Annotated in this window: 9 protein-coding genes; 7 read left to right on the plus strand and 2 right to left on the minus strand. The window is 71.4% G+C overall.

All coding sequences use genetic code 11. The features are described from left to right. Positions 1-128: 128 nt before the first annotated feature. From ACK4JY_RS05880 to ACK4JY_RS05895, 4 genes are all read left to right on the plus strand, one after another. Positions 129-695 carry a hypothetical protein gene (locus ACK4JY_RS05880; protein WP_409603746.1) on the plus strand — a complete coding sequence of 189 codons (567 nt, stop codon included), beginning with the start codon at positions 129-131 and terminating at the stop codon, positions 693-695. A gap of 64 nt (positions 696-759) precedes the next feature. After that, positions 760-2961 (plus strand): DNA topoisomerase IV subunit A, encoded by a 2202-nt coding sequence (parC, locus tag ACK4JY_RS05885; RefSeq protein ID WP_409603748.1) that lies wholly within the window; start codon positions 760-762, stop codon positions 2959-2961. A 249-nt stretch (positions 2962-3210) separates the two neighbouring features. After that, positions 3211-3789, plus strand: coding sequence for a LemA family protein (locus ACK4JY_RS05890; protein WP_409603749.1), 579 nt, complete (start codon positions 3211-3213; stop codon positions 3787-3789). A gap of 12 nt (positions 3790-3801) precedes the next feature. Further along, a complete protein-coding gene (locus tag ACK4JY_RS05895; protein ID WP_409603751.1) occupies positions 3802-4827 on the plus strand; it encodes a M48 family metallopeptidase in 1026 nt (341 codons plus the stop codon). On the opposite strand, the gene ACK4JY_RS05900 is transcribed toward ACK4JY_RS05895, so the two are convergent. Together ACK4JY_RS05900 and ACK4JY_RS05905 are read right to left on the minus strand one after the other, a co-directional pair. After that, positions 4824-5558, minus strand: coding sequence for an arginyltransferase (locus ACK4JY_RS05900; protein ID WP_409603753.1), 735 nt, complete (start codon positions 5556-5558; stop codon positions 4824-4826). The genes ACK4JY_RS05895 and ACK4JY_RS05900 overlap by 4 nt on opposite strands. Before the next feature lie 124 nt (positions 5559-5682). Next, positions 5683-6585, minus strand: a complete 903-nt coding sequence (locus tag ACK4JY_RS05905; protein ID WP_409603754.1) for a flagellar motor protein MotB — start codon at positions 6583-6585, stop codon at positions 5683-5685. Positions 6586-6738: 153 nt separating this feature from the next. On the opposite strand from ACK4JY_RS05905, the gene ACK4JY_RS05910 reads away from it, so the two are divergent. From ACK4JY_RS05910 to ACK4JY_RS05920, 3 genes are all read left to right on the plus strand, one after another. Next, on the plus strand, positions 6739-7263 hold the full coding sequence (locus tag ACK4JY_RS05910) for a flavin reductase family protein (protein ID WP_409603756.1): 525 nt from the start codon (positions 6739-6741) through the stop codon (positions 7261-7263). Continuing rightward, complete coding sequence (locus tag ACK4JY_RS05915; RefSeq protein WP_409603758.1) at positions 7260-8117, plus strand: NAD(P)-dependent oxidoreductase; 858 nt, start codon at positions 7260-7262, stop codon at positions 8115-8117. The genes ACK4JY_RS05910 and ACK4JY_RS05915 overlap by 4 nt, the downstream gene beginning before the upstream one ends. Before the next feature lie 257 nt (positions 8118-8374). Further along, the gene (locus ACK4JY_RS05920) at positions 8375-21787 is read left to right on the plus strand and encodes a hypothetical protein (protein ID WP_409603760.1); all 13413 of its coding nucleotides are present in this window, start codon (positions 8375-8377) and stop codon (positions 21785-21787) included. The last annotated feature ends 72 nt before the right edge of the window (positions 21788-21859 follow it).

A 21859-nucleotide genomic window follows, 5' to 3' on the forward strand; every position in this document is an offset into this window, starting at 1 on the left:
TGACGCTGTGCTTACAATCCGCGAAAACATGTACGGGTTGTCAGCAAAATGGCGCGCCCGATCAACGACATGACCCGCTAGAATAACTGAATCATTAGCCTAGGAAGAAACGGGGGGATAATGCTGGGATGAAACAGCACCACCCACCCCCCCACAGCCGCCGCCCGCTCCAGGACTGGGCCGCCGCCCGCGCCGATTATGAAGCCGGCTGCTCCATGCGCATCGTCGCCGAGCGACACGGCTTGAACATCCGCACCGTCTCACGCCACGCCGCCGCGGAAGGCTGGCGATCGCCGCGCGTCGAGGCCGCCGAGGCCTGGGCGATGGCCAACGACCGGTCGGTGTACGACCCGTCAGCCCTCAGCGAGTCGCTGGCCGTCGGCCACATCGCCGATCGGGACGACGAACTGCTGCTGCTGCGGCCTGACAGCGTCGGCCTTTGCCGGCTCGCCTTCCGGCGCGCCGCCGAATGCGCAGCCGTCAGCGGCCCGACCGAGGCCCTCGCCTGGATCCGCCTGGCGGAAGCCACGGCCCGACTGCGTCGTAAGGTCGATGTCGATGTCCGGGCGATGGGCGAGGCCGACTATCGCCGCGTCGCTGCGCTGGCCCGCGAGGAGACCGGCGCCTGCCTCGACGCCATCCGCGACGCCCCGGCTGGGGATCGTCATCCGGAAGTGTCCGAAAGTGTCCCATGAATTTCCACGGACACGGACACATGGTCGCTAGACTTCCCACTCCAGACCGCCGATTCGAAGGCCCATGACCGTTCACACCCCGCCGCCGGAAGGTGGTCGCATCGTCGACGAACCGATGAGCGAGGCGCTCTCGCGCCGCTACCTCGCCTATGCGCTGTCGACCATCACCAACCGCGCCCTGCCGGACGTGCGCGACGGCTTCAAGCCGGTGCACCGGCGCATCATGTACGCCATGCACCAGATGCGGCTGAACCCGCAGGCGGCGGCGCGCAAATGCGCCAAGGTCGTCGGCGAGGTCATGGGCGGCTATCACCCGCACGGCGACGCCTCGATCTATGACGCCTTGGTCCGCCTCGCCCAGGACTTCTCGCAGCGCTATCCGCTGGTCGACGGCCAGGGCAATTTCGGCAATATCGACGGCGATAACGCCGCCGCCATGCGCTACACCGAGTGCAAGCTGACCGCCGCCGCCGTCCTGCTGATGGAGGGCATCGACCAGGACTCGGTGGACTTCAAGGCCACCTATGACGATCAGGACGAGGAGCCGATCGTCCTGCCGGCCGGCTTCCCCAACCTTCTCGCCAACGGCTCCTCCGGCATCGCCGTCGGCATGGCCACCTCGATTCCGCCGCACAATGTCGGCGAGCTGATCGACGCCTGCCACCTGCTGCTGGAACGCCCTGACGCCACCACCGAAGAACTGGCGACCATCGTCCCGGGGCCCGACTTCCCCACCGGCGGCGTCGCCGTCGAGGGCCACGCCTCCATCCTCGACGCCTATGAGACCGGCCGGGGCGGGGTGCGGCTGCGCGCTCGCTGGGAGACCGAGGACCTCGGCCGCGGCGTCTGGCGCATCGTCGTCACCGAGATGCCCTATCAGGTGCAGAAGTCGAAGCTGATCGCCGACCTCGCCGACCTGATCGAACTCAAGAAGGCGCCCCTGCTGGGCGATGTGCGCGACGAGTCGGCCGAGGACATCCGGCTGGTCATCGAACCCAAATCGCGCACGGTCGAGCCCGAAGTGCTGATGGAGAGTCTGTTCAAGCTCTCCGATCTCGAGGTCCGCTTCCCGGTCAACATGAACGTTCTGGACGCCACCGGCACGCCGCGCGTCATGGGGCTGAAGGCCTGTCTGCAGGCCTTCCTCGATCACCGCCGCGAGGTGCTGGTGCGCCGTGCCCAGTGGCGCATCGAGCGGGTCGAGAAGCGCCTGCACCTGCTGGAAGGCCTGAGGATCGTCTTCCTCAACCTCGACGAGGTCATCCGCATCGTCCGGGAGGAGGAACAGCCCAAGGCCGTCCTGATCGCCCGCTTCGGTCTCAGCGAACTCCAGGCCGACTTCATCCTCGACACCCGCCTGCGCCAGCTGGCGCGGATCGAGGAAATGACGATCGAGAACGAATACAAGGCGCTGGCCGACGAACTTGCTGCGCTGCAGTCGCTCTCGTCCTCCCCGGCCAAACAGTGGAAACAGGTCGGCAAGGACCTTGAGGCCGTGCGCAAGGCGATGGTCTCGCCGCGCCGCACCACCATCGCCGAAGCCGTCGACTCCTCGGCCATCGCCTCGATCGAGGCCTTCATCCCGCGCGAGGCGATCACCGTCATCCTGTCCGAACGCGGCTGGATTCGCGCCGCGAAGGGCAAGGTCGAGGACCCGTCCGAGCTCAAATTCAAGGAGGGCGACAGCCTCGCCTTCCTCGTGCCCGGCTACACCACGGACAAGCTGCTGGTCGCCGCCTCCGATGGTCGCATCTTCACCGTCGGCGCCGACAAGTTGGCCTCGGGCCGCGGCCATGGCGAACCGCTGCGGCTGATGATCGACCTCGACGAGAAGGCCGACATCGTCAATCTGCTGATGCACCAGCCGGGCGGCAAGCTGCTGGTCGCCTCGAAGGCCGGCTATGGCTTCATCGCGCCCGAGGACGAGCTGCTGGCCCAGAAGCGCGGCGGCAAACAGGTGCTGAATGGCGAGATGCTGGCCGCCCTGCGCGTCACCGGCGACCACGTCGCCGCCATCGGCGACAACATCAAGGCCCTGATCTTCCCGCTCGCCGAACTGCCCGAGATGGGCCGCGGCAAGGGCGTCAAGCTGCAGAGCTACAAACAGGGCGGCCTCGCCGATGTCACGGTCTTCGACAGCGCCCACGGCCCCGAATGGGTCGACGGCGGCGCCCGCCGCCGCAACTGGCCCGACTGGAAGGACTGGCTGGGCAAACGCGCCGGGGCGGGGCGGCAGGGGCCGAGGGGGTTGAGGAAGTTCAGATGACCTCGGCGCCGCCCCCTCCGTCTCTCCGGCTTCGCCGTCGAGCCACCTCCCCACTTCGTGGAGAGGTGAGGGGTCCGCTCACCTCCCCATCTCCGATGGGGAGGGGGACCGCCCGCAGGGCGGTGGAGGGGGCGGCGCGGACCTTGACCGCCTGCGCCGCAGGGATTGCGCCGATTTCACTATCGAGCCGCCCCCCCGGCGCCCGATAATCGCTGAACGGTCGATCATCGACCGAGGTTGGAGACCGCCATGCTGACCACCCTGATCGTCATCGCCGTCATCGTCGCCGTCGTCCTGTTCGTCGTCGTCGGCGCCTACAACAAGCTCGTCGCCCTCGACCAGCGCGCCGACCAGTCGTTCGCCGACATCGACGTCCAGCTGAAGCAACGCCAGGACCTGATCCCCAATCTGGTCGAGACGGTGAAGGGCTATGCCTCGCACGAGCGGGGCACGCTCGACGCCGTCACCCAGGCCCGGGCGGCCGCCGCCGGCGCGACCTCGGTCAACGACAAGGTCCAGGCCGAGAACATGCTGACCGCCTCGCTGGGTCGCCTGTTCGCCGTCGCCGAGGCCTATCCCGACCTCAAGGCCAACACCAACTACCTCGAACTGCAGCGCGAGCTGTCGGATATCGAGAACAAGCTGGCCGCCGCCCGCCGCTTCTTCAACAACGCCGTCAGCGAGTTCAACGCCGTCCGCCGTCAGTTCCCGACCGTCCTGTTCGCCGGGATGGTCGGCTTTGGCTCGGACAAGCCCTTCTTCGACGTCGGCGAGGGCGATCGCGCCGCCATGACCGCGGCGCCGCCCCAGGTCAGCTTCTCGGCGTAAGGAGCTGATTTAATGGCCGCCGTCGGGCTCCAGACCCACATCTGGGCGAACAATACGCGGTCGATCCTGCTGCTCGCCGGCTTCCCCGTGCTGATGGTCGGCATCATCTACGGCGTCCAGGTGATCCTCATGGGCATCGGCTTCCTGCCGGGGACGGGCAGGGGGCTGGGCGACGACATGGCGCTCGCCGCCTCCTGGCTGGGCGGCACCGTGCCCCTGGCGCTCGGCGTCGCCGCCATCTGGTTCGCCATCTCCTACTTCGGCAGCCAGGCCATGATCGACATGATGACCGGGGCCCGGAAGGTTGAGAGGAAGTCTGAGCCCGACCTCTACAATCTGCTGGAAAACCTCGCCATCTCGCGCGGCCTGCGCACCCCGACCCTGCGCGTGATCGACAACGACAGCCTCAACGCCTACGCCACCGGCCTGCACGAGGGCCAGTACAGCGTCACCGTCACCCGCGGCCTCGTGAACACCCTGACCCGCGACGAGCTCGAGGCGGTGCTGGCCCACGAGCTGACCCACGTCATCAACAAGGACGTGCGGACCATGGTGATCGCCTCGATCTTCGCCGGTATCATCAGCGTCATCGCCGAACTGGTCTTTCGCGGCCTGCTCTATTCCGGGCGAGGCGGTCGGCGCGACAACAAGAACGCCCTGCCTCTGATCCTGATCGGCGTCGGCTTCGCCGCCGTCGGCTTCGCCCTCGCCATCGTCATCCGCATGATGCTGTCGCGGACCCGCGAATATGTCGCCGACGCCGGCGCGGTCGAGCTGACCAAGAACCCCGACGCCATGATCTCGGCCCTGCGCAAGGTCGAGGGCCGGTCGTCGCTCAAGGGCCCGGACGAGCTGCAGCAGCTGTTCCTCGACAACCAGCCGAACGGCGTCGGCCTCGAAGGCCTGTTCGCCACCCACCCCTCGATCCAGAAACGCGTCGACGCCCTGGTCAAGTTCGGGGGAGGGGTCGATCCGGGGCCGTGGACGGCCATCGAGACAGCCTCGCCCTACGCTGCCTCAGTGCCCATGACTGGCTAGGGCAGCCGCTCCCAGCCCATCCGGGTCAGCTGCTCCAGCGGCCGGAACCCGGCCTTGTAATCCATCTTCTTCGACCCCCGGACCCAGTAGCCCAGATAGACAAACGGCAGCCGCACCATCGCCGCCTGCCGGATATGATCCAGAATGGCGAACCGCCCCAGGCTGCGCCCCTCCAGCGCCGGATCGAAGAAGCTGTAGACCATCGACAGCCCGTCCGAGAGCAGGTCGGTCAGGCAGACCCCCACCAGATCCCCCGGCCCGCCGTCGGGCGAGGGCAGGCGGTATTCGATCAGATGGGTCCGCACCGCCGTATCCTCGACCATGGCGACATAGTCGAGCCAACCCATGGCGCTCATGCCGCCGCCCGGGTGTCGGCCCTGCAGATAGCACCGCAGCAGCGCGAACTGCTCCATCGTCGCCTCGGCCTCGACCAGGTCGCGCGTCAGGTCGGCGTTGCGCTTCAGCACCTTGCGCTCGGACCGCGAGAACAGGAACTCGGGCACCGGCAGCCGCACCGAGACGCAGGCGTCACAGCCCTCGCAGGCCGGGCGGTAGGCGATGTTCTGGCTGCGCCGGAACCCCGCCTGGGTCAGCTCATCGTTGACGTGCGCCCCCTCGCTGAACGGCAGGTTGGCGAACACCTTCCGCTCCGTCTGTCCCGGCAGATAGGGGCAGGGCGCGACCGAGGTCATGTAGAAGCGAAGCTGACGCGTGGGGACGAACTGGGTCACAGGGGACAGCTCCCTCCCCAATTCCGACGACAGTTGGGCGTCCGCTTCGACATTCGCTGATCTGGCCCCGCGTCGGGTCGCGCCGCAAGCCCCTTCGCCCGACGCATGTGCGACGGGCCCGCGGTCACAGGCTGGTGTCCGTCGGCAGCACCGGCGCCTCGCGCAGCAGCACGATGGCGATCCGCCGGTTGCCGGCCAGCGACGGGTCGTCCGGATACAGCGGGTCCGACCCCGCCTTGCCCGACACCTGGTAGACGCGGTCCGGATCGACGCCGGCCGCCTGCAGCACCAGTCGCGAGGCGTTCGCCCGCTCCGAGGACAGGCTCCAGTCGTTCGGCCCGCTGGCCCGGTTCGACCCCGCCGCCGCCGATGTGTGGCCGGTCACCGAGATCCGATTCGGCAGCTGCGTGATCACCCGCGACACGGCCCGCAGCAGCAACTGGGCGCGGGCGTTCGGACGAGCCGAATTCTGCTCGAACATCGACCGCCCCTCCTGGTCGACCAGCTGGATGCGCAGGCCCTCCGGGGTCTGGTCGATGATCAGTTGCTTCGACAGTTCCGCCAGCTCCGGCATGGACTGCATCGCCTGACGCAACGATTCCGCCGCCGACGAGAACTCGGCCGCCTCGCGCCGTGCGATCTCGTCACGCAGGGCTTTTTCGCTGGCGGCGGCGAGGTTCTGGCTCTGGCCGGCGTCTTCCGGTGCATCAGGCGGAGCCTCCGGGGCCAGCTCGCTGATGATGGACTGGGAGCCTGAACCCTTGGACCCGTCGTCCCCCAGCGAGGTTCCGCCCAGAATGCCGCCTGAGCCCGAGGTCGTCGCCGAGACGCTGGCCGGGGCGAAATATTCGGCGATGCCCCGCTTCTGTTCCGGATCAGTCGTGTTGATCAGCCACATCAGCAGGAAGAAGGCCATCATGGCGGTGACGAAGTCGGCATAGGCCACCTTCCACGCGCCGCCGTGGTGGCCGCCGCCAACGACCTTCTTGACCTTCTTGATGAGGACCGGACGATCGCTCATGGACATGGGGGGACTCGCCAGACGTCTACGTTCGCCCCCAGAGTCGTCAGTCGGCGTTAAGAACCCGTTTGCGATAACCCGCCGGCCGGCGCCCGCCCGGATGGGCGTCATGCGGATTCCGAACTTGCCGGGCGTCCGACCCTCGCCTAGTCGTGCCGGGTGACCCGTTCCCATGCGCCCGACGCCTTTGACATTCCCGCCTATCGGCGGGCTCTAGGCGGCTTCGCGACCGGGGTCTGCGTCATCACGGCCCATACGGAAGAGGGCCCGTTCGGCATCACCGTCAATTCCTTCACCTCTGTTTCCCTTGAGCCGCCGCTGATCTTGTGGTGCCTCGACCGCGCCTCATGGCGGCACGACGCCTTCGCCAGGGCCGACCGATTCGCCGTCCATGTGCTGCCGGTCGAGGACCGCGAGATGTCGGACCGCTTCGCCTGGGGCGTCTGCCGGCTGTCCTCGGAGGAGTTCGACAGCTCCAGCCCCGAGCCGCCGCGCCTCAAGAACGCCCTGACGCGGCTGGACTGCCTCGCCAGCGAACGCATCGTCATGGGCGACCATCTGACCATCGTCGGCGCGGTCGAGCGCTTCGAGACCCGACCCGGCGACGCCCTGACCTACTACCGCGGCCGCTACGGCGCCGCGACCGAACCCGCGCCCGCACTGGCGACTGAGGACAAGACATGAAGATCGGCTTCGCGGGCCTCGGCGTCATGGGCGGCCCGATGGCGCGTCATCTGGTCGAGGCCGGTCACGACGTCTCCGGCTTCAACCGTTCGCCCGACAAGGCCCGCGCCTGGGCCGATGCAACCGGCGGACGGTTCGCCGCGACGGTGGAGCAGGCGGCCGCCGACGCGGAGCTGTTCATCCTGTGTGTCGGCAATGACGATGACGTACGCGAGGTCGTCGCCGCAGCTTTGCCGTCCCTCGCCGGCGGGGCCGTGATCGTTGATCACACCACAACCTCGGCCCGCGTCGCCCGCGAGATGGCGGATCGGGCGACGGGGCAAGGGGCCTTCTTCATCGACGCTCCGGTCTCCGGCGGCCAGGCGGGGGCCGAGACCGGCCAGCTCAGCGTCATGGCGGGCGGCGACGCCGACGCCCTGGCCAGGGTCGAGCCGGTCCTGATGCACTACGCGAAGGCGGTGAAACTCATGGGCCCCCCGGGTGCGGGCCAGTTGACCAAGATGGTCAACCAGATCGCCATCGCCGGCGTGGTCCAGGGCCTCGCCGAGGCCGTTCATTTCGCCCAGTCGGCGGGGCTCGACACCGACGCGGTCTATGAGGCGATATCAAAGGGCGCTGCTCAGTCGTGGCAGATGGACAACCGCTGGAAGACCGCCGCCGCCGGTCAGTTCGATTTTGGTTTCGCCGTGGACTGGATGCGCAAGGACCTGGGCCTGGTACTGGACGAGGCCCGGTCAAACGGCGCGCGCCTTGATCTGACCACCTTGGTCGACGGCTTCTACGCCGAGGTCCAGACCATGGGTGGAGCCCGCTGGGACACGTCCAGTCTGGCGGCCCGGCTTCAGCGACACTGACCCCATCGCGCAAAGCGGGGTCGCCGAACAACCACGGGATCGAATCTTTCAGTGGCGCACAACCGCGTCTCGCGTTAACCTTTACTTAAGGGGTGCGCGCGGGGGATTTTCGGGGCTGGTTTCGCGGAGAGGTTCAACTCGAACGCGAAACGTCTTGCCTCCTGTTTTCGACTGCGCCGACTGTGGTTCGAATCCGGGGGCAGATCATGTACGCGCGCAGCAACAAAGGCTCGAGGTTCGCCCGGGTCGCGGTCCTCGTGGACCATCTGACATCGGCTCTGGACCCGGAACGGCTTCCCAGGACCCAGGCGGAGGCGGCCCGCGCCCAGATCGACGAGATGGTTGCGTTGCTGGCGGTCCGGAAGGACGCTGAGGCGCGCGCCCTGGCTTCCGCCCTGCGCAGGCTCTCCAACCGTCTGGCCCAGGTTGATGGCCGTCGGCGCGCGCGCAAGTCCGACGAAGTCCGCAACCGCCGACTGCTCCGGGCGCTGCGACGGATCGCCCTGATCCTGGTCACCAGCGCGGCGGTGTCCGCGCCGCTCGCGGCGGCGGCGGCTCCGAGCCTGTCGGCGGCGCCGGCCGTCCTGGTCGCGATTCCCGTCCTCAATGTCGGCGACCCGGTGCTCAATCCCGCCACCGGGTTGAACGAGCAGGTTGTCGAGGTCATCAGCCCGGCTGTCGTTCGCACCAATCTTGGCAATTTCATCCTGCTCGCCACGACCGTGGGCGACGTCTTCACCGACCCCGAGACGGGGGAAACCTATGAAGTGACGGTCGTTGGCGTGAACGGGGCGGGCGATCCCGTCACCGTGACCGTCGAGGACAGCGGCGGTGCCGCGACCGTGCTCGGCGTGGTGACCGACCAGTCCGGACAGATCGCGGGCGTGACCCCCGATCCGGACGGAGCGAATGGTTCGGGCGCCAGCGACTTCACCTTCCCCACCGCTGCGGGCGACAACAATAATTTTGATCGGGCCCGCCGCGGCGACGACGGCGGCGACGGCTCCGACGGCGGCGGGGTCAGGATCTGCGTGCCCGTGCTGGGCTGCGCGACCATAGGGGTTTCGCCCAGCAACGGCGGCAACGGCGCCACCGGACCGGCGGTCAACGAGGTTGTGGATAGCGGCTGGGGGGACATCGAGACCGTTTCGGCGGGCTTGCCGGGCATCGTCGTGTCCAGCGTCGGCGGCAATGGCGGGCAGGGCGGCGACGGCTACGGGATCGACATCCCTGGCGCCCGCGGCGGCCAGGCCGGCCAGGGCGGCTCAGTCACTCTCGACGCGTCGGTGACGGTCACCACGACCGGCGCCGAGTCCCACGGCATCTTCGCCCAGAGCCGGAGCGGTCGCGGCGGGGACGGGGGCACGGGCTACATCGCCAGCGGCGGCGGCGGCGGCGGCACGTCCGGCCAGGGCGGGACGGTCCATGTCACCCATTCGGGCCAGATCTCCACGTCCGGCGACGGCGCCATGGGCATTCTGGCGCAGAGCCTGGGCGGCGCGGCCGGCGGCGGCGGGGACAGCTATGGCATCATCGGCTCCGGCGGCGGCGGCAGCTCCGGCGGCAATGGGGGGAACGTCACCGTCGACCACAGCGGCGTCATCGAGACCGCGGGCGACACCGCCCACGGCATCCTCGCCCAGTCCATCGGCGGCTCGGGCGGCAACGCCGGCAATTCTGGCGGCATCGTCACCTTCGGCGACTCCGGCGACGCCGGCGGCAACGGCGGGTCGGCCTCGATCATCGCCCGCGACGGCTCCAGCACCGTGACGACCGGCGAGGGCTCCCACGGGCTGTTCGCCCAGTCGGTGGGCGGCGGCGGCGGCAACGGCGGCTTCGCCGCCGGCCTGGTCACGCTCGGGTCCGGCGGCGGCGCGGGCGGTACGGGCGGCTCGGCGACCATCCAGCTGGAGACCGGCGGCTTCGTCGGCACCAGCGGCGACTATTCCTACGGCCTGTTCGCCCAGTCGGTCGGCGGCGGCGGCGGCGACTCCGGCTCTTCGGGCGGTCTGGTCACCCTGGGCGCGTCGGGTGATGCGGGCGGCGCCGGCGGCGGGGTGCAGATCACCACCGGCGGCGAGGTCACCACCGACGGCCTGGATTCCCGGGGCGTGTTCGCCCAGTCCGTCGGCGGCGGCGGCGGCGCGGCGCGCGGGGTCGGCGGCGTCGTCTCTCTCGGCGGCGGCGGCGCGGCGGGCGGCGCGGGGGGCGCCGTCACCGTGACGGCGACCGACTCGAGCTCCGTGGTCACCAGCGGCGACGGCAGCGACGGCCTGTTCGCCCAGTCGGTCGGCGGCGGCGGCGGCTCGGGGTCCAGCTCCGGGGGCGTCGTGTCCCTGGGCGGCACGGGCGGCGGCGGCGGAGCCGGCGGCGAGGTCTCGGTCACTCACGGCGGCGAGATCGAAACCGGCGGGCTGAATTCGCGCGGCATTTTCGCCCAGTCGGTGGGCGGCGGCGGCGGTTCGGGCGGCCACAGCGGCGGTCTCGTCTCGATCGGCGGCGCTGGCGGCGCGGCCAGCCATGGCGGCGACGTGGACGTGATCAACACCGGCTCCATCACCACCGCCGGGAATCTGTCCAGCGCGATCCAGGCCCAGTCGATCGGCGGCGGCGGCGGAGACGGCGGCACCACGGGCGGAGTCTTTCTCACCATCGGCGGCAGCGGCGGCGGCGGCGGCGATTCCGGGATCATCACGGTCGAGCACAGCGGCGGCCTGTTCACCAGCGGCGACGATTCCCACGGCATCTTCGCCCAGGCCGTGGGGGGCGGCGGCGGCAACGGCGGCGCCAGCGTCTCGGTCAGCGCCTTCGCCGGCGCGGCCGTGGGCGGCGCGGGCGGCGACGGCGGCGACGGCGGCGTCGTCAACGTCAATCTCTCGCAAAGCCTGGTCAATGTCGGCGGGACGCCGACCCTCGTCGATCCGCTGATCGTCACCCGGGGCGACCGCGCGCGCGGCATTTTCGCCCAGTCGGTCGGCGGCGGCGGCGGCAACGGCGGCTTCGCGGCGCAGGTCTCGGCCGGTTACGGCATCGGCGCGAGCGTCGCCATCGGCGGCTCCGGCGGCCTCGGCGGCCTCGGCGGCGAGGTCGATCTGGACGGCGACGCGGTCATCCTCACCGAAGGCGACTTTTCGCAGGGGGTGTTCGCCCAGAGCGTGGGCGGCGGCGGCGGCAACGGCGGCTTCGCGACGGCCTTCTCCTTCGCCATCGGCGAAACCGCGGCGGCGGCCTTCTCGGTCGGGCTCGGCGGCAGCGGCGGCACGGGCGGCCAGGGGGGGCTGGTCGAGGTTAGCTCAGGCGGCGCCATCGAGACCCGGGGCGACTTCTCGACTGGATTCCTGACCCAGAGCGTGGGCGGCGGCGGCGGCAATGGCGGATTCTCGGTCGCGTTCGCCGGGTCGGGCGCGGGCGTGGCCTCGGCTGCGGCGGCCGTGGGCGTCGGCGGTTCCGGCGGCTCCGGCGGGGTCGGCGGAACGGTCGACGCCCTGTTCGACGGGACGATTCTGACCGGTGGCGACGATTCCCGCGCGGCCCTGATCCAGTCGGTCGGCGGCGGCGGCGGCAATGGCGGCTTCAACGTCGCCGGCGCGGTCTCGATCTCGGGCACCGTCGGCCTCGCCGCGGCCGTGGGCGTCGGCGGCGCCGCCGGGGATGGCGGCGCAGGCGGCACGGTCACGGGCCGTGTGGGCGGCGCGGTGCAGACCGGGGGCGATCGATCGGCCGGCGTGACGATCCAGTCGGTCGGCGGCGGCGGCGGCTCGGGCGGCTTCAACATTTCCGGCTCCATTGGCGGCGGCGGCAACGTCGGGGGCGCGGTTTCGGTCGGCATCGGCGGCGCTGGCGGCGGCGGCGGCGCGGGCGGTGACGTCACCGGATCGGCCGGCTCGACCATCCTGACCACGGGCGACCAGTCCGGCGGCCTGATCGTGCAGAGCGTGGGCGGCGGCGGCGGCGACGGGGGCTTCAATGTCGCCGGCTCCATCGGCGGCTCCGGAACGGTCGGCGCGGCCCTGTCGGTCGGCGTCGGCGGGGCCGGCGGCGGCGGCGGCGGCGGCGGCACGGTCATCGGCCACGCCGAGGGCGTGGCTCAGACCACGGGCGAGCAGTCCACGGCCGTGATGGTGCAGAGCATCGGCGGCGGCGGCGGCTCGGGCGCCTTCAACATCTCGGGCAGCATCGGCGGCGGGGGCACGGTCGGCGCGGGCCTGTCGGTCGGGGTCGGCGGGGCCGGCGGCGGCGGCGGCGACGGCGGGACGGTGACCGCCTCGGCGGTCGGCGTCAGCACCAGCGGCGACCAGTCCGGCGGCTTCCTCGCCCAGAGCGTCGGCGGCGGCGGCGGCAACGGCGGCTTTGACATCACGGGCTCGATCGGCGGCGGCGGCACGGTTGGGGCCGGCGTCTCGGTCGGCATTGGTGGTTCGGGCGGCGGCGGCGGTCTCGGCGGCGCGGTCGGCGCGACGGTCACGGGCGACGCCACCACCCTGGGCGACGAGGCGGACGCCATCGTCGCCCAGAGTATCGGCGGCGGCGGCGGCAACGGCGGCTTCACTGTCGCCGGCTCGATCGGCGCGAGCGGCGGCGCCTCCGGTGCGGTCAGCGTCGGCATCGGCGGCTCGGGCGGCGTGGGCGGCCGATCGGGCGCGGTCACGCTCGACGTCATCGGCGCAGCCCGGACCGCGGGCCTGAACAGCGACGGCATGGTCGCCCAGTCCATCGGCGGCGGCGGCGGCAACGGGGGCTTCGCCGTGACCGGCAATATCGCCGGCGCGGCGGGCGGGGCCGGCACGGTCGGGATCGGGGTCGGCGGCTTCGGCGGCGGCGGCGGCGACGCCGGCGGCGCTGCGCTGCGCGTCAACACCGGCGTGGCCGACGCTGGCAACGCTCTGCTGGCGGCGCACACCACCGGCGACAGCGCGCGCGCCATCCTGGCCCAGAGCGTGGGCGGCGGCGGCGGCAACGGGGCCTTCGCTGTCACCGGAGGGATCTCCGGCGCCAAGGGCGCTGCGGGCAATGTCGGCGTCGGGGTCGGCGGCGGCGGCGGAGACGGCGGCGACGGCGGCGTGGTCATCGCCGATGTCAACGGCGACGTGCTGACAACCGGCGACGACTCCACCGGCATCTTCGCCCAGAGCCTGGGCGGCGGCGGCGGCAACGGCGGCTTCAGCGTCGCCGGCGGCATCGCCGGCTCCAAGGGCGGCGCGGGCAATCTGATGATCGGCGTCGGCGGCTTCGGCGGCGGCGGCGGCGAGGGCGGCGACATCAGCGGTCTGGTGACCTCCGACATCACCACCCTGGGCGACCGGTCGACGGCGGTGACCTACCAGTCGGTCGGCGGCGGCGGCGGCAACGGCGGCTTCACCGTCTCCGGCGGCATTGCCGGCAGCGCGGGCGGCTCCGGCTCCGTCAGCCTCGGTGTCGGCGGCCGCGGCGGCGATGGCGGGTCCAGCGGGGCGGTCGATGTCGACCTCACCGGCCTGATCCAGACCGCGGGTGGCAGCAGCGACGGCGTCCTGGCCCAGAGCGTCGGCGGCGGCGGCGGCAATGGCAGCTTCGCGATCACCGGCAATGTGGCCTTCTCGGCAGCCGGGGCGGGGACCCTGGGCGTCGGCATCGGCGGCATGGGCGGCGGCGGCGGCGATTCCGGCGCGGTCACCTTGCAGCTCAACGACGGTGTGCTGGACCCCACGGACACCCTGATCGCGGCCCTGACCACGGGCGACGGCTCCCGCGCGGTAGTCGCCCAGTCGATCGGCGGCGGCGGCGGCAATGGCGGCTTCTCGATCACTGCGGGCCTGTCCCTGGCCAAGGGCGCGGCCGGCAATATGGGCGTCGGCGTCGGCGGCGGCGGCGGCGACGGCGGCCATTCCGGGGCCGTGTCCGGCGAGATCACGGGCGACGTCCGGACCGGCGGCGATGACGCCTCGGCCGTGCTGGTTCAGAGCGTCGGCGGTGGCGGCGGCAATGGCGGCTTCAACATCACCGGCGGCATCACCGGGGCCAAGGCGGCGGCCGGCAATCTGATGGTCGGGGTCGGCGGCTTCGGCGGTCTCGGCGGGAACGCCGGTGACGTCACCGGCGGCGTCGCGGGCGACATCCTGACGCTCGGCGACAGCGCCTTTGGCGCGACCTATCAAAGCCTTGGCGGCGGCGGCGGCAACGGCGCCTTCAACATCACCGGCGGAATCAGCCTGTCGATCGCCAGCGGCGCGGCCGGCAACCTGGGCGTCGGCGTGGGCGGCTTCGGCGGCGACGGCGGCGATTCCGGTGCGGTCGACGCCTACCTCACCGGCGATATCGATACCTTCGGCCGGGAGTCCTACGGGGCCCTGCTACAGAGCGTGGGCGGCGGCGGCGGCAATGGCGGCTTCAACGTCACCGGGGGCCTCAGCGCCTCGACCGGCGGCGCCGGCACGCTCGGCTTCGGCCTCGGCGGCTTCGGCGGCGGCGGCGGCAATGCCGGCGCTGTCACCGGCGTGCTGACGGGCGATGTCACCACCTCGGGCGACGAATCCTACGGCGCCATGCTCCAGAGCCTCGGCGGCGCCGGCGGCAACGGCGGCCTGAATGTCACCGGCGTCGCGTCCTTCGCGGTCAACAACAGCGCCGCCGCCAGCATCGGCATCGGCATCGGCGGCTTCGCCGGCGGCGGCGGCAACGCCAGCGCCGTCGACGCCACGGTGATCGGCCAGTATGCGACCACGGGCGTCAATTCCGACGCGGTCATCGCCCAGAGCCTGGGCGGCGGCGGCGGCAACGGCGGGTTGAACGTCACGGGCGCCCTGTCGCTCAGCACCGGGACCGCCGGAACCGGCTCGATCGGCATCGGCGGCTTCGGCGGCGTCGGCGGCGACGCCGGCGACGTCTCCCTGATCCGCACCGGCGACACAGAGACCGACGGCCTCAACTCCGACGGCGTCATGGCCCAGAGCGTGGGCGGCGGCGGCGGCAATGGCGGGATCAATGTGTCCGGCGGTCTGACGGCGTCGTCGGGCGGAACCGCCGGCTCGCTGGGCTTCGGCCTCGGCGGCTTCGGCGGCGGCGGCGGCGACGCCGGCGACGTGACGGCGGTCGTGACCGGCAATGTCCATGCTCGCGGCGCGGGGCCCGTGGTTCTCATTCCGGCGGTCTCGCAGACCACCATCCTGCCGGCCGCGATCGTCGATATCGTCGACCAGATCGTGCCCGGGTCGTTCGAGACCATCGAACGACCGGCCTATGAATCCATGGCCGACGGCTCGCACGGGGTCGTGGCCCAGAGCATCGGCGGCGGCGGCGGCTCGGGCGGGCTGAACGTCACCGGCCAGGTCTCACTGGTCGTGCCGGGCGGCTCCCACGCGTCGCGATCGGTCTCGATCGGCGTCGGCGGCTTCGGCGGCTCCGGCGGCGACGCGGGCAATGTCGATCTCACCATCCAGGCCCCGGGCGTCGACCGGGTGCAGGTCAGCGCCATTGGCGACGACCGCTCGGCGGTGATCGCCCAGTCGGTTGGCGGCGGGGGCGGCGTCGGCGGCATCAACATCTCCGGCGGCCTGGCCATGGACGGCGTCCTGACCGCGGGCGTTGGCGGCTTCGGCGGCGCCGGGGGCGTGGGCCGCGATGTCCATGCGGATGACGACGCCGACCTGTTCGCCACCGGAGCCCGGTCGCGCGGCATGATGGTCCAGTCGGTCGGCGGCGGCGGCGGGTCCGGCGCCATCAACATCTCAGGCGGCGTCAGCGGCGATCCGGCCGGCCAGGAGCCTTCCCTGACCTTCGGCCTCGGCGGCTTCGGCGGCTCGGGCAACATCAGCGGCGACGTGACCGCGCGCCACAACGGCCAGATCATGGTCCAGGGCTTCGAATCGGTCGGCCTGCTGGCCCAGAGCGTGGCGGGCGGCGGCGGCTCGGGCGGCCTGAACGTTTCGGCCGACGTGCACCTCGGACGCAGCAGCAGCCGGGCCCATGGTATCGCTATCGGCGTCGGCGTAGGCGGCTCGGGCGGCGATGGCGCCGACGCCGGCGACGTCGCGGTGGACAGCGTCGGCGACATCTTCATCAACGCCCAGCCCAAGGTGGGCGCCCTCCCGGGCGAGGACACCTGGGAATCGGTCGAATACGCCGGCGGCTCCGTGGGACTGCTGGCCCAGAGCGTCGGCGGCGGCGGCGGCGTCGGCGGCATCAACATCACCGGCGTGGTCGCGCCCCTCGGCCAGCCGGCTTCGATCGGCGTCGGCGGGTCGGGCGGTTCGGGCGGCCACGGCGGCGCGGTCGAGGTGTTGCGCGGCTATGAGATGGTGGGCGGGGTCGAGACCCCGGCATCGGGTCTGATCCGCACCTTCGGCGACAACTCCGACGCCCTGATGGCTCAGAGCGTCGGCGGCGGCGGCGGCCGGGCCGGCATGAATTTCACCTTCGCCCTGACCGCCAAGACCCCTCACAACAACGCCCTGGCGGCGCTGATCACGGTCGGCGGCAGCGGCGCCGGCGCCGGCAGCGGCGACGAGGTTTCGGTCCGCCACTATGGTGACCTCGTCACCGCGGGCTCCAACAGCGCCGGACTGGTGGCGCAATCGGTCGGCGGCGGCGGCGGCGACGCCAATTTCAACATCGGCTTCGGCGTGCTGCGTAACGCCACGGCCCTGAACCTCGCGGTCGGCGGCGACGTCGGTGCGGGCGGCTCGGGCGGCGATGTGTCGGTCGACCACGTCGGCACCATCGTCACTTCCGGTCGCGCGTCGAACGGGGTGCGGGCGCAAAGCATCGGCGGCGGCGGCGGCAATACGTCGCTCGACATGGCCGTCGGCATCCTCGCCACCAATTCGCTCAGCATCACCCTCGGGCGGCAAGGCGGAACCGGCGGAACCGGCGGAAACGTCGATGTCGACGTCGACGGGATCATCGACACCAGCGGCGACGACTCCACCGCCGTCTTCGCCCAGTCGGTCGGCGGCGGCGGCGGTGCCAGCAGCGCCATCATCGTCGGCGCGTCCGGCACCCGGAGTCCCAATACGGCCGATGCGGCCTCCTATGGAGGCTCCATCGCGGTCGGCCTCGACGGCGGCGTCGGCGCCACCAGCGGCGAGGTCTCGGTCATCGCCGACGGCGACATCACCACCCGTGGCAATGACGCCCGCGGCATCCACGCCCAGTCCATCGGCGGCGGCGGCGGCACCGGCGGCAGCGCCGGCAATGTCATCTTCCGCGCCGCCGGGGCGGCCACCGTCTCGGTGGGCGGCACGGGCGGCGTCGGCGCCACCTCGGGGCAGGTCGAGGTCGACAACGCCTCGCAGATCGCTACCCTCGGCGCCCGGGCCGACGGCATCCTCGCCCAGTCCATCGGCGGCGGCGGCGGCCTCGCCGGCAGCGCCCGGACGATCGCCATCCAGGTCGGCGGCGTGCCCTCCGGCACGACGACCCGGACCGCATCGGTCAATGTCGGCGGCTCCGGCGGCACGGGCGCGGTGGGCAATCTCGTCGACGTCGCCAACACGGGCGTCATCGCCACCCAGGGCGAGCTGTCGCACGGCATACGGGCCCAGAGCATCGGCGGCGGCGGCGGCGTCGGCGGCGCGGCGATCAATTTCCGCGCCCAAGGCACGCGCAGCAATGACTCGTTCGACGTCAATATCGGCGGCTCGGGCGGGACCGGCGGCGCCGGCGGCGCGGTCAATGTGCTGAACGAGGGCCTGATCTACACCCAGGGCCGGGCGGCCACGGGCATCAGCGCCAACAGCATCGGCGGCGGCGGCGGCGACGCGGGCGTGGTGCTCGATGTCGTGGCCGGCGGCACCGGCGCCTCCCAGCAAAGCCACCGGGTCGTCATGAACATCGGCGGCTCGGGCGGCACGGGCGGCGTGGGCGGCGAGGTGACGGTCACCAACCACACCACTGGCCCGGCCGACACCGGCCAGATCGTGACCAAGGGCGCGGACGCTTACGGCATCTTCGCCCAGAGCCTCGGCGGCGGCGGAGGCAATGGCTCGTCGATCATCTCGATCACCGGCCTGCGCAGCGGGTCCGACAGCTTCGTCGCCGGCCTGACGGTCGGCGGCTCGGGCGGCTCGGGCGACACGGGCGGCCTGGTCACGGTCAACAACGACGGCCTGATCGACACCGCCGGCGCCGGCGCTCACGGCATCCTCGCCCAGTCGATCGGCGGCGGCGGCGGCAATGGCGGACTGGCCATCACGGCCGCCGGTCTGATCGGCGCGGCCTCGAGCACGCCGCTGATCACCATCGGCGGAACCGGCGGCGACGGCGGCGACAGCGACCGGGTGACGGTCAACAACTCGGGCCGCATCATCACGCGCGGCGCGGCGGCCCACGGCATCGTGGCCCAAAGCATCGGCGGCGGCGGCGGCAACGCCCAGATGGGCTTCAGCGTCGGCGGCGAGACCACCACCCTGGCCCTGTCCACGACCCTGTCGGCCCTGATCGGCGTGCTCGGCGGCGGAACCGGCGGCGCCGGCGGCGAGGTGGTGGTCAACCACTCCGGCGACATCACCGTGCTGGGCGACGGCTCGATGGCCATCAAAGCCGAGAGTCTCAACGGCGGCGGCGGCACGCTGACGCTGGATCTCAGCGGCATCACCGGCCTGCCGGGGATTCCCTTCATCGACATCCATGGCGACACGGTCACCGCGGATCCGCTCGTCGCCGCCCGCGCGGGCGGGGAGGGGGCCTCCGGCATGAACGCCGGCTCGGTGACGGTGAACACCACCGGCACCCTCGGCGTCCTCGGCGCGAATGGGGTTGGCAATTTCAACCAGGCGGTCGGCGGCGGCGGCGGTTCGCTGATCATCAAGACCGTTCTGGCCAATCCGGGCTCGGCCCCGGCCGCGCCGCTCGGCATCGAGGCCGTGCTGGGCGGCGTCGACGGCATCGACAACAACGGCGGCGACATCGACAGCCTGCACTCCGGCGACATCGTCACCACCGGACGCAACACCCCCGGGGCCCTGTTCCAGTCGATCGGCGGCGGCGGCGGTCGCGGCGTCATCGACATCACCGTCCCGCAGGACGCCGTGCCCGGTCCGGTCAACGCCAGCCTCGGTGGCGAGAACGGGCAGGACGAAGCCGGCGGCGAGGTCACGCTCAGCCACATCGGCTCGATCACCACCACCGGCGGCTTCGCCCCCGGCGCCATCCTGCAGAGCATCGGCGGCGGCGGCGGCTCGCTCAGCATCATCCTGCAGGACGGGACCCCGGAGGCGGCGGCGTCCACGACTGCCTTCGTGGCGGCGCCCCAGGCGCTTCCCGTGGCCGTGCCCGTGCTGGTCAGCTTCGGAGCCAACGGCGGCGCCGGCCTCGATGGCGGCGCCGTCAACGCCCTGTTCAGCGGCGGGATCGCCACTGCGGGCGACAGCGCGATCGGCCTGATCGTCCAGTCGATCGGCGCCGGCGGCGGTGAAGCCCGCCTGTCCGGCGCCGCGGATCCCGACATCACCCTGGGCGGGTTCAACGGGGCCTCGGGCGCCGGCGGGGCGGTTTCGCTGGACAACACCGGCGAGGTCTTCACCTCGGGCGCGCGGGCCCATGGCGTCTTCCTGCAATCGATCGGCGGCGGCGGCGGCGCCGTGTTCGGCGACTTCACGGCGCCGACCGTGGCGCTCAACGCGGACAATGTCGGCGACGGCGGAGCCATCGCCTTCGACCAGACGGGCGACATCCATGTGCTCGGCGACGGGGCCTTCGGTGTTGTCGCCCAGAGCATCGGCGGCGGCGGCGGCTGGGTCGACGGCGTCTTCGCCGGAACGGGCGGCGGCGCGGGGCAGGGGGGCGCCATCGACCTCGGGCTCAGCGGCCAGGTCTTCGCGGCCGGCGACGGCGGCGTGGCCATCCTCGCCCAGAGCCTCGGCGCCAGCGGCGGCGGAGACATCACCCTGGTGTCCGACGGCCTCGTCCGCGGCGGCGCCGGAACCGGTGCGGGCGTGGTGTTCGACGGCGGCGATCAAAACCTGATCCAGACCACCGGCTCTATTTCGGCGGTCTCGGGTCTGGCGATCCAGACAGGCGCCGGCGACGAGCGGGTCGAGAACGACGGTCTGGTCATTGGCGACATCGATCTGGGCGGCGGCGACAACGTCTTCCACAACGGCGTCGACGGCACGTTCATCGCCTTCGATACCATCGACCTGCGCGACCAGCCGGCCGCCCAGGGCGAGTTCGTCAACGACGGCGAATTCCAGGTGGGTCTCGGCGCCCCGGCCTTCCCGCTGGATCTGGCGGCGGGCGACGTCTTCGGCGACCTCGACGGGTCCGGTGATCCGGCGGGCAATCTGCTCTACGGGGCACGGGTCATCAACACGGTCGCCCTTGATGGTGACTTCGTCCAGACCGCCAACGGCCACCTCGAATTCGACGTCGCCTTCGGCCCATACGCCTCGGACCGGGTCGATGTCACCGGCGACGCCAAGGTCGACGGAACCGGCGACATCACCCTGACCTGGCTCGAGAACAACGACGAGGTGACGCTCTTCGCCACGGGCGGGACAGGGGTCGACAACGGGCTCTTGATCTCGGACACCCTGGCGCTGGACTACAGCATCCGCGCCGATACGGCCGGCGTCCACCTCGGCTTCGTCAGCGACTTCGGCCAGGACTTCCTGAACGAGAACGGCCAGGCGCTGGGCGGCAGCATTGACTCGGCGCTGATCGCCGGCGGGTCATCGGGCATCGGACGGCTGGCGGCGCTTCTCGGCAATCTCCGCACGGGCGATGAGGACATCTACGCGGCCATCTTCACCGAGCTGGACCCCAGCCCCCATCTGGAGCCGCTTCAGCTGCAGTTCGCCACCGCCAACAGCTTCTCGAACGAACTGTTCGGCTGCACCAACCCCGTCGTCCAGTCCGGCGAGCAATGCGTGTGGACCAGCTTCGCGTTGACCCGCCGCGAGAGCGGGGCGGACTTCCAGCATTTCAGCGCCATCAGCGATGGCGTGCGTCTGCGCGCCGGCTTCGAGCAACCGGCGAAGGGGCTATGGTCGGTGGCCGCGGCCGTCGGGTACGACGAGATCGACCATATGCAGGTCGACAATTACCGCGCGATCTCCGACGGCAAATCCCTCAACCTCGGGCTCGGCCTGCGCCGCATCCAGGACGACGGCCTCGAGGCTGGAGTGGCGGTCTCGGGCGGGTGGCAGTGGGTCGACACCAGCCGCAACATGAACATCTTCGGCGCCGCCACCGGTGCGTCGGCGCCGGAAAGCCGGTACGCCCAGCTTTCGGCCCACCTTGCCCGGCAGCTCCGTCAGGGTGACTTCTTCGTCCGTCCGGCCATCCAGGCCTCCGTCACCGCCCTTCGTGGGGATGGCTTCTCTGAGCAAGGCCTGGGCGGGAACGGGGTCGAACGGCTTGCCGACACCCAATACCTGACGACGGTGAATCCGGAGCTGGAGTTCGGCTTTATCTTCGCCGACACTCCGGGCGCGCAGGGCGTGCTCAGCTTCACCGTCGGCGGCGTGTTCCAGTCCGAGGACCGGATTGAATCGCCGTTCCGCATGGTGGGGGCCAATCCGCTGTCCGATCCGGCGGTGATCAGTACGCCGCTTGACCGCGAGACGTTGCGCCTTGGAGCGGATTTCAGCATCGTCGCCGACAACGGCGTGTCCATGCGCCTGCGGTATGAGAACGAGTCCGGCGACCGGACCGACAGCCACAGCGCCGGCTTCGACCTGCGGTTCCGGTTCTAGGCTCCGCACCTCGGTGACGGCCCTGGTCAAGTGGCGGCCCGTACAGCGACGTACGGGCCGCCAGAAGAACGC

It is taken from the genome of Brevundimonas sp. (assembly GCF_046295595.1).
Lineage (GTDB): Bacteria > Pseudomonadota > Alphaproteobacteria > Caulobacterales > Caulobacteraceae > Brevundimonas.

What these genes read in the sequence shown, in the direction of transcription:
- ACK4JY_RS05915 (WP_409603758.1), top strand. Translation starts at nt 7,260, where the DNA reads ATGAAGATCGGCTTCGCGGGCCTCGGCGTCATGGGCGGCCCGATGGCG.
- ACK4JY_RS05890 (WP_409603749.1), top strand. Translation starts at nt 3,211, where the DNA reads ATGCTGACCACCCTGATCGTCATCGCCGTCATCGTCGCCGTCGTCCTG.
- parC (WP_409603748.1), top strand. Translation starts at nt 760, where the DNA reads ATGACCGTTCACACCCCGCCGCCGGAAGGTGGTCGCATCGTCGACGAA.
- ACK4JY_RS05895 (WP_409603751.1), top strand. Translation starts at nt 3,802, where the DNA reads ATGGCCGCCGTCGGGCTCCAGACCCACATCTGGGCGAACAATACGCGG.
- ACK4JY_RS05905 (WP_409603754.1), bottom strand. Translation starts at nt 6,585, where the DNA reads ATGTCCATGAGCGATCGTCCGGTCCTCATCAAGAAGGTCAAGAAGGTC.
- ACK4JY_RS05880 (WP_409603746.1), top strand. Translation starts at nt 129, where the DNA reads ATGAAACAGCACCACCCACCCCCCCACAGCCGCCGCCCGCTCCAGGAC.